This window comes from Candidatus Neptunochlamydia sp. REUL1 (assembly GCF_963457595.1).
Lineage (GTDB): Bacteria > Chlamydiota > Chlamydiia > Chlamydiales > Simkaniaceae > Neptunichlamydia.
In genome coordinates, this window is the sequence record NZ_OY735137.1 from 901,131 (window position 1) to 917,008 (window position 15,878).

12 protein-coding genes and 1 tRNA gene are annotated in these 15,878 nt (G+C 41.9%); 7 read left to right on the forward strand and 6 right to left on the reverse strand.

Annotated features, from left to right (window positions below; all coding sequences use genetic code 11):
* Positions 1-5 precede the first annotated feature (5 nt).
* Together R2I63_RS05140 and R2I63_RS05145 are read left to right on the forward strand one after the other, a co-directional pair.
* Positions 6-626 carry a thymidine kinase gene (locus R2I63_RS05140; protein ID WP_316359532.1) on the forward strand — a complete coding sequence of 207 codons (621 nt, stop codon included), beginning with the start codon at positions 6-8 and terminating at the stop codon, positions 624-626.
* Entirely contained in the window at positions 623-1,894 is a 1,272-nt protein-coding gene (locus R2I63_RS05145; protein ID WP_316359535.1) for an MFS transporter, read from the forward strand. Before R2I63_RS05140 ends, R2I63_RS05145 begins: the two co-directional genes overlap by 4 nt.
* On the opposite strand, the gene R2I63_RS05150 is transcribed toward R2I63_RS05145, so the two are convergent.
* From R2I63_RS05150 to mutL, 5 genes are all read right to left on the reverse strand, one after another.
* On the reverse strand, positions 1,866-2,021 hold the full coding sequence (locus R2I63_RS05150) for a DUF190 domain-containing protein (protein WP_316359537.1): 156 nt from the start codon (positions 2,019-2,021) through the stop codon (positions 1,866-1,868). The two genes, R2I63_RS05145 and R2I63_RS05150, sit on opposite strands and share 29 nt — an antisense overlap.
* Positions 2,022-2,161: 140 nt before the next feature.
* The gene (crcB, locus tag R2I63_RS05155; RefSeq protein ID WP_316359539.1) at positions 2,162-2,539 is read right to left on the reverse strand and encodes a fluoride efflux transporter CrcB; all 378 of its coding nucleotides are present in this window, start codon (positions 2,537-2,539) and stop codon (positions 2,162-2,164) included.
* Positions 2,536-5,040: an adenylate/guanylate cyclase domain-containing protein gene (locus tag R2I63_RS05160; RefSeq protein ID WP_316359542.1), complete on the reverse strand. Its 2,505-nt coding sequence runs from the start codon at positions 5,038-5,040 to the stop codon at positions 2,536-2,538. Before R2I63_RS05160 ends, crcB begins: the two co-directional genes overlap by 4 nt.
* Complete coding sequence (locus tag R2I63_RS05165) at positions 5,037-6,098, reverse strand: M24 family metallopeptidase (RefSeq protein WP_316359544.1); 1,062 nt, start codon at positions 6,096-6,098, stop codon at positions 5,037-5,039. The genes R2I63_RS05160 and R2I63_RS05165 overlap by 4 nt, the downstream gene beginning before the upstream one ends.
* On the reverse strand, positions 6,058-7,734 hold the full coding sequence (mutL, locus tag R2I63_RS05170) for a DNA mismatch repair endonuclease MutL (protein WP_316359547.1): 1,677 nt from the start codon (positions 7,732-7,734) through the stop codon (positions 6,058-6,060). Before mutL ends, R2I63_RS05165 begins: the two co-directional genes overlap by 41 nt.
* Before the next feature lie 66 nt (positions 7,735-7,800).
* Between mutL and R2I63_RS05175 the strand changes: the two genes are divergently transcribed.
* From R2I63_RS05175 to dnaB, 5 genes are all read left to right on the forward strand, one after another.
* The gene (locus R2I63_RS05175) at positions 7,801-9,552 is read left to right on the forward strand and encodes a M3 family oligoendopeptidase (protein ID WP_316359548.1); all 1,752 of its coding nucleotides are present in this window, start codon (positions 7,801-7,803) and stop codon (positions 9,550-9,552) included.
* Positions 9,543-10,349: an NUDIX hydrolase gene (locus R2I63_RS05180; protein WP_316359550.1), complete on the forward strand. Its 807-nt coding sequence runs from the start codon at positions 9,543-9,545 to the stop codon at positions 10,347-10,349. Before R2I63_RS05175 ends, R2I63_RS05180 begins: the two co-directional genes overlap by 10 nt.
* 41 nt (positions 10,350-10,390) lie before the next feature.
* Positions 10,391-11,317 (forward strand): hypothetical protein, encoded by a 927-nt coding sequence (locus R2I63_RS05185; protein ID WP_316359552.1) that lies wholly within the window; start codon positions 10,391-10,393, stop codon positions 11,315-11,317.
* Positions 11,318-11,453: 136 nt separating this feature from the next.
* Positions 11,454-11,540, forward strand: a tRNA-Ser gene (locus tag R2I63_RS05190).
* Positions 11,541-11,606: 66 nt separating this feature from the next.
* Positions 11,607-13,049, forward strand: coding sequence for a replicative DNA helicase (gene dnaB, locus R2I63_RS05195; RefSeq protein WP_316359554.1), 1,443 nt, complete (start codon positions 11,607-11,609; stop codon positions 13,047-13,049).
* A 120-nt stretch (positions 13,050-13,169) separates the two neighbouring features.
* On the opposite strand, the gene R2I63_RS05200 is transcribed toward dnaB, so the two are convergent.
* Positions 13,170-15,581: a Rossmann-like fold-containing protein gene (locus R2I63_RS05200; RefSeq protein ID WP_316359556.1), complete on the reverse strand. Its 2,412-nt coding sequence runs from the start codon at positions 15,579-15,581 to the stop codon at positions 13,170-13,172.
* Between the last annotated feature and the right edge of the window lie 297 nt (positions 15,582-15,878).

Below are 15,878 nucleotides of genomic sequence, written 5' to 3' on the forward strand. Positions count from 1 at the left end.
AGGCTATGGCAAAAACCTACTTCTACTACTCAGCAATGAATGCAGGGAAAAGCACGACTCTTCTGCAGTCCAGCTACAACTACAAGGAAAGAGGAATGGATACCATTCTCTTTGCCCCATCCTTTGACGACCGCTTTGGCGACCCAGCAATTTACTCTAGAATTGGGCTCAAGGAAAATGCAATTCTTTTTGACAAAAATTTCAACCTCTATGAATACGTCACAAAGGTTCGGGAAAACTTTGGGAACCTTCGTTGTATTTTGATTGATGAAGCTCACTTTTTAACCAAAGCACAAGTAGCACAAATCATCGCTATTACAAAAGACTTCGGAATCGCAGCTCTCAACTACGGGTTAAGAAGTGATTTTTTAGGAGAGCCCTTTGAAGGAAGCAAATACCTCTTAGTTTGGGCAGATGAAATTGTAGAAATTAAAACCATTTGCCACTGTGGAAGCAAAGCCACAATGAATATGAGAATTGATAGCACAGGGAAACCAGTAAAATCAGGATCTCAAGTCCAAATTGGGGGAAATGAAAGTTATATCTCAGTTTGCATGAAGCATTTTATAAAAAATGTGGAGGCTATCACTCGATATGCCTTCGAGAAAGAAGGAGCAAATATATGAATAATGTCAGTTCTTGGAAACGGAGCGTTCTTCCGTGGGTGGTTTGCCTTTCGGCCTCGCTGTTTTTTGCGTATGAACTTTTGCAACTTCACGTGATGAATGCTATTTCCCCCATGTTAATGAGAGATCTTAAACTGAGTGCCACAGACTTTGGATATCTTAGCTCAACCTATTTAATTGCGGATGTCATTTTTCTTCTTCCTGCAGGAATCATTTTAGATCGCTTTTCTGTAAGAAGCGTTATCTTGACCGCTCTTTTCTTCTGTTTAGTGGGGACAGCAGGATTTGCAAAAGCTACATCTCTTCCCTTTGCGGCTGGGTGTCACTTTCTTTCAGGAATTGGGAATGCATTTTGCTTTTTAAGCTGCATCATGTTGATCTCTCGTTGGTTTTCCAAGGAAAGGCAAGCCTTTGTCATTGGACTTATGATTACCATTGGAATGCTTGGAGGAGTCGTTGCGCAACTTCCTTTTTCACTTCTTGCACAAACACTAACCTGGCGAGCAGCCCTAATGATTGATGCCGCAATTGGTGTGATCCTTTTTGCCCTCATCTTTTCTTTTGTGAAAGATGCTCCAATAAAAATTACAGAAAAACAAGAAACCAAAATTCCATTTTTTGAAGGACTTAAAAGATCCATTTTGAACCTCCATAATATTTGCTCTGGGTTATACATCTGCCTGATGAACCTCCCTTTAATGATTATTAGTGCAGTTTGGGGAACTCTTTTTTTAATTCAAGTTCACCACATATCCCTGACAACAGCTTCCTTCATTGTCAGCATGATTTGCATGGGAACAATTGTAGGTTCTCCAATCTACGGCTGGGTATCAGACAAAATCCAAAAACGAAAAGCTCTTATGGTTTGTGGAGGGGTAGTTTCTATAGCAATCTTCATGTTAATCTTACTTATTCCCTATCCAAGTGAGGGAATGTTTACTTTCCTCTTCTTTTCCCTTGGATTTTTTACTAGCTCTCAGACCCTAGGTTACCCGGCTATTACCGAAAACAATCCCAAAGAATTAACGGGAACCTCTATGGGGATTGCGGCATTGATCATCATGGGATTCCCGGCAATTATTCAACCCCTTTCAGGGAAGCTCCTTGATATGAGTTGGGATGGAACAATGGCAAATGGAGCCCCCTTATATTCTGCAGCGGACTTTCGCACAGCGTTTTTGATTTTTCCCATTGGCTTTTTAACAGCCCTGTTTGCCCTCTCGAAAATCAAAGAACGTTCTAAGAAGCAACTTGCCCCTGCAGTATAAGGATGTGACCTTTGTCGATGACCCCTTGAATCTTAGTGGTGGCTTTGGCCACCTGCTGCGGGGTATCAAAAAACTCAACAACAAGGGGAAGATCTAGTGAAAGGCTGGGGAAATGAAATATTTGCACTTCTCCATCATTTTCAAACCCTTCGACTCCTCTTAAGACAACGACATGCTACACCTTAATTTCGGTGTGGAGGATCTTTAGAACTTCATTTAAATAATCTTCGGATTCACTCATGTAAACCCGAGCAATTTTGATTTCTGTCATATTTTTTTCCCTAAGATGAGTCCTCCATAAGCTGCAAATAAGCCCAGCGCAACAGAAAGGAGGAGATAGAAGATGAGTTTAATTCCTGCCCCATTTTCCCACAGCTCTATCGACTCCAATGAAAACGTCGAAAAAGTTGTAAAGCCCCCTAGAAGCCCCACAAGTAGAAGCGCCCGAAGCTCTGTCCCCATTGCGCCAAATCGATTGAGGATAAGTATACTTAAAAAACCAATAAAAAAAGATCCTAATAGATTCACTACCAGGGTGCCCAAGGGAAAAACAAAGGGGAAAGTGAGTTGGACAGATCGAGAAAGCAGAAACCGACAAATCGCTCCAATGCCCCCTCCGACTCCAATCAAAATCAAATCCTTCATCCATTTTTCCTATATGATTTTACAGAATAGATCGCAATCGGATCGGTAAACCCTTTGAGTTGCACAGCCTCAAACTTTTCACATTCGATATTATTTTTTACCCCTTCAGATTCTAATGTATTTTCGCTAATCAGGACCTGCATCCCTTCGGCTTCAGAGCAAATGCGCGCAGCCAAATTCACATTAGCTCCCAACACAGTATAGTTCAAACGATTGTCAGCCCCCATATTTCCTGCAACAACATTCCCGGTATGAATTCCAATTCCCATTTCAATCGCCTGAAGCCCCTGCTGCTTTCTTTCGAGATTCCACTTATTGATTTCATCCACCATATCCAAAGCACTTTGAATCGCCTGAAGAGCGCTTTTAGGTTTCTCAATAGGAGCACCAAAAAGAGCCATCACTTCATCCCCAACATACTTATCAATCACACCATCGTGAGCATCAATTTTTTTGGAAACCTTTGTCATACATGTATTAATCAGATGAATAACTTCTTTTGGATCCATTTTTTCAGTCATTTCACTAAAGCCTCGAATATCTGCAAAGAGAACGGTCACCCGTTTTTCTTCTCCTCCAAGCTGAATATTCCCTTTTAACGCTTCCTCTGCAATTTCCTCAGAGACAACTTTATTTAAGATTCCCCGTACTTTTTCTTTTTCTCGAAGCCCTTTTATCATTTCAAAAAATGAATGATATAATGAATAGATTTCATCTTTTGTCTTTTTCTTAGGCTTATTGGGAATTTCAATTGCATCTAATTTTCCTTCTGCGACAGTTTTTGTCACCTCTGCTAGATACGTGATAGGGCGCGTGATCCGTTTTGCAATATTATTGAGTAGGACCAATACAAAGAGGAGTCCCGCAATCGAAGCAAGACGCATCTGCATTGAAATCTTCTCAACAATCTCTTTTGCTTCTTTTCGAACAGAATTAATAAGAGCATATTCTTCAGCCTTTGGCTTAAAGAGAAAAAAATGTACGTCTAAACTTTTATAAGGCTCGATATGGAGAAAGAAGTATTCTTCCCCTTTTATCGTTACAATTCCTGAAGGTGCAGAAAGAAGCTTTTCAGGTGAGATATCATACCAGGCTGGATCAGTTACTTCGCTTCCTAAAGCATTTGTCGCTGCAATCACTTTGTTATCAGAGATAAAAAGTGCTGGCTGATGTGTTGATCTTGAAAGAGACTCTAAAACTTCTCCACCATGAGTCCCAACTGTCAAATACCCTTCTCGACTTTGGCCATGTTCTTCCGCTTCTAAACGAAGTGTATTTCCAAAAAAAACATGGTGCATTTCAGGAAAAGAAATCACATCTAAATGGGTCGCCAAAAACCCAGACGTTGCGTTTTTCACCCCCTTGATTTCTTTCCGAGCAGGGTATGCCACCTTATTGTAAAATACAGAATCACTCAAAAGAGATTTCCCATAATGCGTCTTATCATCCACCACCCCCATTCCTAACGGAGAATGATCACTCAGGGGAGTTTTCCCAAAGACATTAGAGTTTGTTAGGGTTGACAATCCCCAAATCAATCCTACCTTGTTGTAACGGTCTATATACTCCTTAACATAGAATTTCATCTGTTTTTCAACCGCTTTACTTCGAGAATATGTTTCATTAATGCCCACATCATCTTCCATTAGGCTGAAGCAGGTTTCATCAATTGTTTTGCCTTTTCGAAGAGATTTTAACCTGTCATTAACAATCCTGTGCCACTCTAATTCATTTGGAATGATCTCTGGGTTTTCCCGAATCCTTTTTTGCACAGCCATAATCTTGTCGATAAAATTTTTAAGATAAAACTGTTGAGCAGGAAGCTCGAGCCACTTAAGAAACGGTTCCAAGAGATTAATGGACAAATCTAGGTTTTTGGTAGACGTGTCATCGTATTCAAAACTCTGAATCGCTTCCCTAGTAAAAAAAACAAAGTAGTCTTTATCTGACTCCTTATCCTTTTTCTCATCACCATGAAGAGAACTAATATCCAGTGCAATCCCAATATAAGGACCATCCCACTTCTCTTTATTCTCCCCATTCCTGACTGCAATAAGATGGAATCCACTATTTATTGGAATATGAATTGAGTCACTTAGAGAATTCTTATTAATGATGATTTCAGACATCAAACTCCCTTCGTTTGTACTCTGAATGAAATCAATCCACTTGTTTGTGATCATAAGCGAAGCAGAATCAAGCCAATTATTTTCTAAAAGATTTTTTGTTGTCGGCTCAAACCCTTTTCGTACCAGTTGGTACTTTGCAACCTCCAACAGGACAGCATCGACCTCAGCTTGTATTTTAAAGAGCATATCTGAAAGATAGTCCTCAATAGCATCTGTCTTTTGCTGATTGATTTGATCGAGCTGAATAAGAAGCTCCTTGTAAGTCACCTCTAAATTCTTTCGTGTTGCATGTTCTTCCCAATATAAGGAGATAACAAAAGCGACAGTGAAAATCGCTGCCACCCAAAGGAATAGTCTATAACGTAGGCTCATGGTCTTGTATTTTTAAAAAGGTTTCGGTATCCCGTCTTGGTGATCACAACCATATCTTCATATCGAATCCCTCCAACGTTTGGAAGATAGATGCCTGGTTCAATGGTAATCACCATCCCCTCCTGAAGGATTACTTTTGCTGACTGTGCAGAAACCCGAGGAGATTCGTGCACATCCAAGCCTATACCATGTCCAAGGGCATGGATAAAGTGCTTTTCCTCTTTTCCCATACTTTCTCGAGCAACGGTATCAAGCAAAGCAACAGGCACTCCCGCTTTACACATATCAAGCGCTGCCTGATGAGCCTTTCTTACTAACTTATAAATCTCCTGGATTCTTTTGGAGGCCTCTCCAAAAAAAACGACACGTGTCATATCACTGGCATATCCATTCAAAACAACGCCCATATCCATTAACACAACGTCTCCCCGCCTGAGCTTTCTCTGCCCACTATGATGGTGAGGAAGAGCACTATTTTCGCCAAAAGCAACGATCGGATCAAAAGAGAGCGCCTCAGCGCCCAATGTTTTCACATAGAACTCAAACTCCCAAGCAAGTTCACTTTCTCGCACCCCAACTTTTAGTTTTTTTCGAACATGCTGAAATCCTTTCCAAAGAAGGTCCGCGCTTTTTTGAAGAAGGATCAACTCGCTGCGGTCTTTTATCATTCGAACAGCAAGAGTGGGGTGATCAACCCCCTTAAGTGATCGCTTAACAAAGGCTTTTTTAAGCTCTCGATGCGCCGCTACAGTTAGCGAGGTGTCGAACCCAAATGTTTTCGCTTCTCTTAACTTTCTAAGAGATTCATTAAAATCTTTTTCCTTGAGGTTTTTGACCGGATAAGGAGATCCTTTCTTGGCGGTTTCCTTATACCTCCCGTCCACAAAAAGTGTTGCAGTTTTGAGGCTAACAAGAAGCCTTCCTCGAGAAAGATTTAGCCCAGAAAAGTATGCAAGATCCGTCGGATTTTCAATGACAAACCCTTCTACACCCCACTTAGAAAAGTGAGTCCGAAATTTAGCAAGGCGGCTTTTGAAATAGGTTTTCGATCGCGTCATGATTCCAATGAATGACTGTTGGTTTTCCTTTAGGGCAATCATATGGGGAGGTTGTTTTCATCAGCTCTTTTACCATCTGCTTGGCTTCAACAACCGTCCAGCCCTTTTTTTGTGATCTTGCATAAGAAGAGAGAGTGAAAGCAAGTTTTTTCTGCCGCATTTTTTCAGCTAAGCTCTGATCTAGAACCTCAATAAACTCTTCTAAAAGCCCTTGAACCATCCCCTCCTCAATCTCTGGGGAGAGGGCATCAATAATAAATGCTGAATCGCCAAACGGTCGAAGATCCACTCCCATCCCCAGTACTTCCTCTAAATGTCCTTTAAGAATGTCCCCCTCATTTTTAGGAAACTCCAAAGTTATAGGGACCATTAAAGTCTGTAGAGGAGGAGCCTCCTCTTTAACAAATCGATCATAGAGAATGCGCGCATACGCCCCTTTTAAATCGATCAGAAACATTCCTTTGTAGGGACCAGGAGTATTTGGAAGTGAAAAGTAAGAAGAACCATGCGCAATTAAATAGTGATCAAATAAACCAATGACTGCGATTTCTTCTTCAACATAGTCTAATGAGGGAGGGAGAAATTCCTTTTTTTCCTGGAACTTGAGAGGGATAGCAAAGTCCCAACTCCCTTTAGGGTATTCTTTAGGCGGCTCCTTCCCTTGGAAAGACTCCATGACCCCTTTGCGAATCACCTCTTGAATCACACCTTCTTCCCTTAAACGGATTTCCCTCTTTTGAGGGTGCACATTCACATCGATCCACTCAGGTGGCAATGTAAGGTGGAGAACAAAAGTAGGATGAAGACGAGAAGAAAGACGCGTTCCATACCCCTCATAAATAGCACGCGCAATCTGTGGGCAACGGACACACCTTCCATTGACAAAAAGATATTGACCAAGGCGGTTAGTGCGCGCCTCTAAGGGCGACCCAAGAAATCCACTTAAAAAACATCTGTTGTCGGTTTTTTCCACTTTTTTTGCCCGGGTTAAAAACGCCTCTCCCAAAAGAGTTTTCAAACGTTCTTCAATAGCACCCGGGAGGGTATGAATGATTTCTTTTCTATCCGCTATAAATCGGATCTGGATTTCCGGGTGCGACAATGCAAATCGTGTTAAAAACTTCGTGATTTCGCTAAGAGATGCCCCCTGAGTCTTTTGAAACTTCTTCCTTGCTGGAACATTGTAAAAAAGCATCGCTATTTCTACAGTGGTTCCCTCATTCCGAGCTGCAGGATCAACACTCCGAATCTTCCCGCCTTCAGCAACAATTTCTCCGCCTAAGGCACTTCCTTTTTGAGCAGAAACAACTTTCATTTTAGAGATTGCTGCAATTGAGGCCAAAGCTTCCCCACGAAATCCCATGGTCAAAACTTCTTCAAGATCCTCTGCAATGCGGATCTTTGATGTTGCGTGCCTTTCCAAGCTTAGGAGCAAATCATCTCGACTCATCCCACATCCATCATCACTAACACGAATCAAAGAAAATCCCCCTCGCTCAACTTCTATCGTAATTGTAGTGCTCTTTGCATCCAGCGCATTTTCAACAAGCTCTTTGACAACAGAAGCGGGATTTTCAATCACCTCACCAGCTGCAATTTTGTTGATCGTTTGATCCGATAAAATTTGAATGGGCATTGATTCTCCTTGAGAAGATCCTTCTAAATCACTTACTATAGTCCTCCTGAGTGTATGGGAGCAACTATGAATTTTCCAAAAGTGTGGAACCTAGACCGTGTTTTCCAAGGGGGAAGTCGTTCTTCCTCATTCCAAAAATCTTTCCAGACATCCCAAAAAGATATCGACTCTCTAGAAAAGCTTCTGCAAAGCAGTAAAATTTCCAAGGCGATCCCTTTGATGCAAGCTCTTGGAATGCGGCTAAGGGAAATGGATACATTTGTTTATGGCTTATTGTCACAAAATGTTGAAGATACCCATGCCAACGTTCTCATTGGGCAGATGCGCACACTCCAAACACATTTTTCTAACTGCTCTCTTATCTTTGATACCCTTTTAAAGGAAATGCCAGAGGATGATTTCAAATCTCTTCTTCAAAATCATGCATCCATCACATTTTCCTTAGAGGAAAGACGAAAAAGAGCACTAGAAAAACTCTCTACGGATGAAGAATCTTTTATCAACAACCTCTCAATGGGTGGATATCACGGATGGTCTGAAATGTGGGACGCCATAGTTGGTGAAATGTCCTTTCCTTTCCAGGAGAAAAATCTATACTTTGGTCAAATCGAAAATAAAATGTCCGACCCCAGTAGAGAGATTCGAGAAGAGGCTTTCAATGCAATTGAGCAAGGTTTTACAAAAAAACAAAGTTCGATTTCTCAAGCACTCAACCATTTGAGTGGATTTCGCCTTCAGGTGTATAAAAAACGTGGTTGGAACGATTTTTTAAAAGAACCCCTCGATGAAAATCGTCAATCGAAAAGTTCTCTTATGGCAATGTGGGAGACAATCAAAAAAAATCAGGCCTCTCTGATTCGCTATTTTGATTGTAAATCGGATTTACTCGGGGTGGATCGGCTCTCCTGGATCGATTTAGACGCCCCATTATCCACCTCTTCAAAGGAAATCTCCTACCAGGAAGCTGCAGAAACTGTCTTGAAACAATTTCAAGCATTCAGCCCCAAGATGGCATCCTTCGCACGCAAAGCACTAGAAAATCGATGGATCGAAGCAGAAGACCGAAAAGGAAAACGCCCTGGAGGATATTGCTGCGCCCTTCCTGACTCAAAAGAAAGTCGCATTTTCATGACATTTTCTAAAACAATAACCAACCTTTATACATTGGCTCATGAACTCGGTCACGCCTTCCACAATGAAATCCTCTTCCCCCTTGATGAAATGGTTCAGCACCCCACCATGGGACTTGCGGAAACCGCTTCAACAATGGCTGAGATGATCGTAACACAAGCAATGATCCAAGAAGAAAAAGATCCTAAACACCGTCTCATTCTTCTCGATGACCATCTAAATCGCGCGACCAGCTATCTCCTAAATATTTACGCCCGCTTTCTTTTTGAAACCCGCTTTTATGAAAAGAGAGAAAAGGGAATTGTTTCTCATGAAGAGCTCTCAACCCTCATGGAAGAATCGCAAAAAGACGCCTATGGAGACGCCCTTGATAGATATCATCCACTCCTTTGGGCAGCAAAAATTCATTTTTATTGCACAGAAATGCCTTTTTACAACTTCCCCTATACCTTTGGCTACCTTTTCAGCTTAGGGATTTACAACCATGCGACCAAGAACCCTGATTTTGAATCTTCCTACATTTCTCTCCTTGAAGATACAGGAAGAATGTCCCCAGAGGATCTAGCTAAAAAACATTTAAATGCCGATCTTAGTGCCCCTCCTTTTTGGCAACAAGGGATCGACGTGATTAACAAAGACATTGATGAATTTATAAAACTATCCAAAGAGGTCTCATTATGCGACTGATGCTCGCCCTACTTTTTTCATTTTCGCTCTTTGGAGCACCCTCAGAGAAATACTTTGATCTATTAGCCTCTACTCCTAAATCCCATGGCATCATTGGGAGTCATGAAAAAGGTGAAATAGAAATCCTCCTCCACCCTATTTCTATCAACGAAACCGAAACCATTGCAATGGAGCGCCTCCTAAATAAGGGGGTACCCCCAGAGCAAGCTTGGCAATGGAGCCAAGTGGGAATTATTGCTGAAGATCAATACCTCTACTGGATACGCGATGCTGTCCTTTTCCCCTCAGGAGAAAAGGGAACCTACGACCGAATTCTTTGGAAATCAGCACTCGAAGCCCCACCCGGTATTGCGATTTTTTCTTACCTCTCCGACCGAAAAGTGATCCTCATTCTTAACTACCGACATGCAACTAGAAGCTGGGAGCTTGAACTTCCACGAGGTTTGCTAAGAGAAGGGGAAACTGTCCGAACTGCTGCTGCTCGAGAACTCCAAGAAGAAACTGGCTATCATATGGACGATTCTCTCCTCCTTGGAACAATGGCGGTTGATAGCGGAATTTTAGCAACGGCAATCCCTGTATTAGCCTGCAGAGCAATAGACCCATCAGACAGAAAGTACGATTTCTCGGAAACTATCGCTTTAAATATCACTCTAAGTGTCAATGAACTGGAAACAGCCCTTCTGAAAGGATTCTTAGATATTTCTCTTCCTGAAAAAACACTCCGCGCCAATGTTCGAGACCCATTCCTAACCTACGCACTGCTCCAGATGAAACTCCGCCATTGGCAAGATTAGGATAGTTGTCTATATATGGGGGTAAATGGAGCCCCTCATATATGACCGATCCCTCAAAAAATCTTAACTTGGACAAAAAACCTCCCAAGAGCTATACCAATAGTGACAAACGATCTCCAAAACGAAGTTTTATGCGATTTTTATCAACACTTGTTGTCCTTGGGGCACTCGGTTACGGCGCCTATTACGTCAATAACAGCCAGCCTGAGCTAAAACACAAAGCGCTTGAAATGATCAATACCGGGACTTTTCACACCCTAGAAGCCCGCTTTACAGCTCGGCAGATCATGGAAAAGCAGCGCCTAACCCTATTAAAAGATACAGAGCATCGCTATAGCGAACCCTCATTGCGCTTTCACCCCTATCTCTTAATGGAAGTCAAATTTACGAACCCAAGCTTCCAGACCGAAGAGGGCATCATTCTGTGGGATCTCATTGATGGTGAAATGGTCCTTGATACCCGATCTTGGAAAAAAACGCATGGATTTGCCGATTGTATCAACGCTGGTGCAGACCGCTACGAATATAAAATTCTTTCAACCATTGCCGAAAATGGCGGCAAGGCAGACAGACAAAGCCTCATGACCTCCCTCAATATGGAAACTCATCTCTTCGAGGCATGGATCGATCGTGCCCGCAAGAAAAAACTTGTCGTCCAACATGGAAATCACTACCGCGTCCATCTCCATGACCCTCTTGTGAATGTCCGACCTTCCACCTTAATTGCTGACCCCCTCGTCACTAAAAGCTCCAAGCATAATGAAAGGCTCAATCGCCGCTATACCCCTTCTCAAATCAAAAAAGCCGCTGAGGCTGCCTTTGGATCTGACTTTGCGATTCGAACAACAAGAGATGTTTTTCTCCCTATTTACAGTATTGCTGTTCAAAATCCAGACGGTTCTCTCCACACTTCCCATTGGAACGCTCTCAATGGAAAACAAATAACTCACGCCAACCTCATTGAATAATAATCCTCAAATAGGTTACCCTCTCCAGAGTAATCGTTGCTTTTCAAAAAATCGAAAGGCACGTGTTTAGACAACTCCAAAGCCCTGGTATTTTAATTTTTTGGGTGTCTTGGGTCTAATCCTGGGTTGGGGTCTTGGAAAGGTGGCTGAGTGGCCGAAGGCACGTCCCTGCTAAGGACGCGTATCTGCAAGGGTACCGAGGGTTCGAATCCCTCCCTTTCCGCATTAGGGCTTCATTTTGGAGCCCTTTTTTATTCCGTTTTTTCTGCAATGTCGATAAACTGAGACCATGGTAGAAAAAGAAAAGTCTAAGGTCAAAGTCGCCCCCAATTCCAAAGAATCAGAAATGATGGTTCTTGGGTGTATGCTTACAAAAGTGAACAGTCTTAATGTCTCTGCAGATGCGCTTCAAGCACCCGACTTTTATTACTCCGAGCACCAGATTATTTTTGACGTTCTCAAAGGTCTGTTTAAAAGTGATAAGCCTGCCGATATCCACTTAGTTGCAGAAGAGCTTAAGCGACTTGAAAAGCTTGATAGCACCGGAGGCGTCGGCTACCTGACCACTTTGGCGCAATACGCTGGAACCTCTGCTTATATCGAAGAATACGTCGAGCTCATCAAAAATAAATCCATCCTCCGCCGCATGATTTATGCAGCGCAAGAAATCGAAAAAACTGCACTAGAAGAACCCGGTGATGTACATGGTGCACTCGATGATGCCCAGGCAACCTTATTTCATATCTCTCAAGCGACAAACGCCACAGCCGGAAAACATATCAAAGACATTATCTCGGGAGTCAAAGCTGAATCAGGACTCCCCTATCTAAAGGAGCTCGAAGAGCGGCAAGAGACCTTCCTTGAAAAAGGACCTGACGCTCTTGCCTTCACAGGGATTCCAACCGGCTTTACAGACCTTGATAAGATGATCAATGGTCTTTCTAACTCCAACCTCATTATCTTAGCCGGTAGACCGGGAATGGGGAAAACTGCTTTTGCTCTCAATGTCGCAGAACATGTTGCCTTCAAACATCAGATGCCAGTCGGTGTTTTTTCCCTTGAGATGAGCGCCGAACAACTTCTGCACCGAATGATCTGCTCTCAATCTGAGGTAGAGTCTGCAAAAATCCAAACCGGGTCTCTAAATGGTTCAGAATACCAACGGGTCGTGGGAGCAATCAGCAAGATGCAAAAAACTCCTGTCATTATTGATGACCAACCAGGCCTAAAAATCACCGATCTCCGCGCACGTGCCCGTCGCATGAAAGAAGCTCATGACATCCAATTCCTCGTGATCGACTACCTCCAGCTTCTATCGGGATCCAGTAGCTTTGCTGGAAGTGACAACCGCCAAGGTGAAATCTCCGAAATTTCTCGAATGATGAAAAATTTGGCACGAGAACTCAATATCCCTATCCTTTGTGGCTCGCAGCTTTCACGAAAAGTGGAAGAGCGGACCGGACACCGCCCCATGATGAGCGATCTCCGAGAGTCTGGTGCCATTGAGCAGGATGCCGATATTGTGATGTTTCTCCTCCGCCGCGAATACTACGACCCCTATGATAAACCAGGTCTCGCCGAAGTAATCATAGGAAAGAACCGTCACGGAAAAGTGGGGAACATCGACGTTGCCTACCGAAAAGAATTTGCTCAATTCGCCAACTATACCCCGACGGATAGCGCGAGCCTCGAAGACAACTCCGAGGCTTTCGAAGCGTTCTCTCCCACCTAGGAGGTTTCGAACTTTCCACCTCCAATCTGCCTTAAGGCCCTAGTTCTGGTGCAAAAATTTTCTCTATGGGGAAAGGTTTACTCAAGGCTGTTTCCGTTTCAGTGAGATCGGGCTGCTATCTTAATTAGGAGGGCAAAGATCTTGAAATTTTGCCGTCGCTACTTCCACTTCAACGGGTTCATCACCGTATTGCATCGCGTTTCTAGTTTCAGCTCCACCATCATCGGAATTAGATTCGTAATAATCAGAGGAATCTTCATCAGTGCTACATTCAAAGTAGTAGTTCTCCAGGGCATTTTGATCCGATTCTATTTTCTTGATTTTATAAGTTTTTTCCCGAGGATCTTTAAGTTTTTCTGCATCTTCAAGTGTGGGGGATGATAAAGTTGGAGCTCCCTCTACTTTTTCAAATACAAATTCTCGTTCTTTTCCTTCCGCGTTATATCTTTCAGAGGATTTCGTTTTTACATGATTATAACCTGGATAACGACTTTCTCCAAATACCCTTTTTCTTATCAGCCGATACCCTGCTCGTGTTGACCCTAAAACAATGGGGTTTTCTTTTTGCCTTGTGATAGTATACTCATTATCATGTTGCATAAGAGTGACATGAATGCGGTCTTTTGGAAGCTGGAGTTTTGCGCAAGAGAGAAAAAAATCTGGAATCCTTTTTTCGAAACCTTCGCGCTTTTTAGCTTCCGGAAAGGGGCAATTCCATTGAACTCTTTGAAATCTTTTTTTTGGGAAGAAACGATGAAGTTCTGCCCCATTAATTCCTACAAGAATTTTTACACCACGTTCTTCAAGGAATGATAATCTATTCTGAACTTCCCCACCCTCCGGAGGAGAAAAGAGATCAGTAGCGGTGATGGTTCTTGCAAGGGTTTGGTGTGTCTTCTGATGCTTTTTAATAAGGGCTTCAGTATAGCTAAAATCTCCTTCTCCTACCAAAAGCCTTTTCTTTGTTTTTCTGCTGAAAATGCTTCTAGGGATGCTTGCAGGTCCATCAAAAGAGGCACGATCAAGGAGGAGGTGTCTTTTTAACTTTGGAAGGGTTGAAAATGAGAGAGAATGGTAAAAAAGATCAATAATTTCTCTGTCTTTGGGTTGCAAACTTCTCCCTTGTTCATAGAAGCGCCTTGCTTGGTAGATGTTCTTTGCTTTAACAGCTGCTTGTACACCAGCTTTGCAAATTTTATAGGATGACTCAGGTTTTTTAGTGAGTTGTATTAGTTCTTGGTATAGAGGTAAAATGTCTGGTCGGTAATTGAGTTCAAGGTGGATCTCTTCTATCCGATGCTCTTTGGTTTTTAGGTCGCTCAAATAAGGCGTTAAAATACAAATCTGATTTGCAAATTTTATAGCAACAGATCCATCGGTTAACTCAGTTAACCCAAGAACGTTCATGTTCCCACCTCCCGTAACCTCTTGATCAGAAAAGATGGTCTCTCCTTCTTGAGTCATGATATGCACTCCTGAACCTCGTGTGTCAGTTGCATACATCACCGATCCGTCTGATAAAGGGAGAAGGCGTACGATACCCCAATTTCCTTGGGTTTTGTAAGAAGATTTTTTCTCGGAGAGAAACTCTAAGAAAAGCCGTTGTTCATGAAATACAATGGTGCCGCCTTCTAAGAGATAGGAGTTTTGGCAAAAATAATCGTTTTTATTTTCTAAATCCCTTGAAGTGTCTGAGTCAACATCATAACAAAAATTTGATTTTTTTAAGTTTCTGTAAACCAGTTTAGAAGGAGAAAGGCCTTTCATTTGTATGACATCTTCTATTTCCTTAAGCGGTACCGTGTCTTTTTTTACTGTTCGAATACCAAGAACTTTTTTTTGCAAAAGAGCAAATTTATCTAATCCTAAAACAGCAATACTTGTAACATCAGAATATTCCTTAACTTGCTTACCTTCTGCGACGTCATATAATAAAACCTGGTTTTTTTCTGGGAAATGCACAAGACAGTTTTCAGAATTTATAAAGTAGACATGATCGATAGGTGTTCCTTTTTCAACTAGGAATTTTTGATCGCGGTAATAAATATGCCCCTTCTCATCCCCACATACTATATCCCCATCAGGACTTTCGACAAGAGAGGTGATCTTGCTTGTGCCTAACGAGGAGGTTTGTCTTTCGTTAGTCTCATAATTCCATGTAATTAGAGTATTAAAGCAACTGTAAATAATAGTCCCATCTAACCGACAAAGAGTTTGAGCATCCTCAGAAAAATCTATCATATGTGGATGGATTTCCCATTTTTTATTTTCAGGAGGAATTTGGGCAAAATAGATTTTTTCATCTTGATAAGTAGGCCTTAAATGAAAGTTTCGCAGAAGGCTTTGAGTTTTTAAGATTCCTCCTTCAAACGAAGGGTTTAATGGATATAGAGGAATCTCAACATTTACTTCATCTACTGGATCGTTTTTTTCTATTTCAACTCTTGCTGAAATAGCTTTAGATATTGAGTCATGAAAAAAGTGAATGTTTTGTTTTATTGAAGAGTGTTGAGCAAAAAGGCTTATATTCATGTTTTCTCCGATTTTCTAACAAAATCTTAACATAGACAATCTTTCCTTCAAGGGGTTTTTTATAAAAAAAGCCCACTTCCCTTCCAATATCGAAACTGAGGAATGTGACAAACACATGGATAAAGGGTTCTGGTGCAAAAAACGCTTGTCTTCTGTAAAATTGAATTTTTCATGTGTCAGGCGAGAGATTCTTATGTCGAGGATAACCCATTCAAATGGAAGCATTTTTCCGGGGAAATCATTCTTTGGGGAATCCGTTGGCATTGTCAATTTCCATTGACTTACAGAGATTTAGTT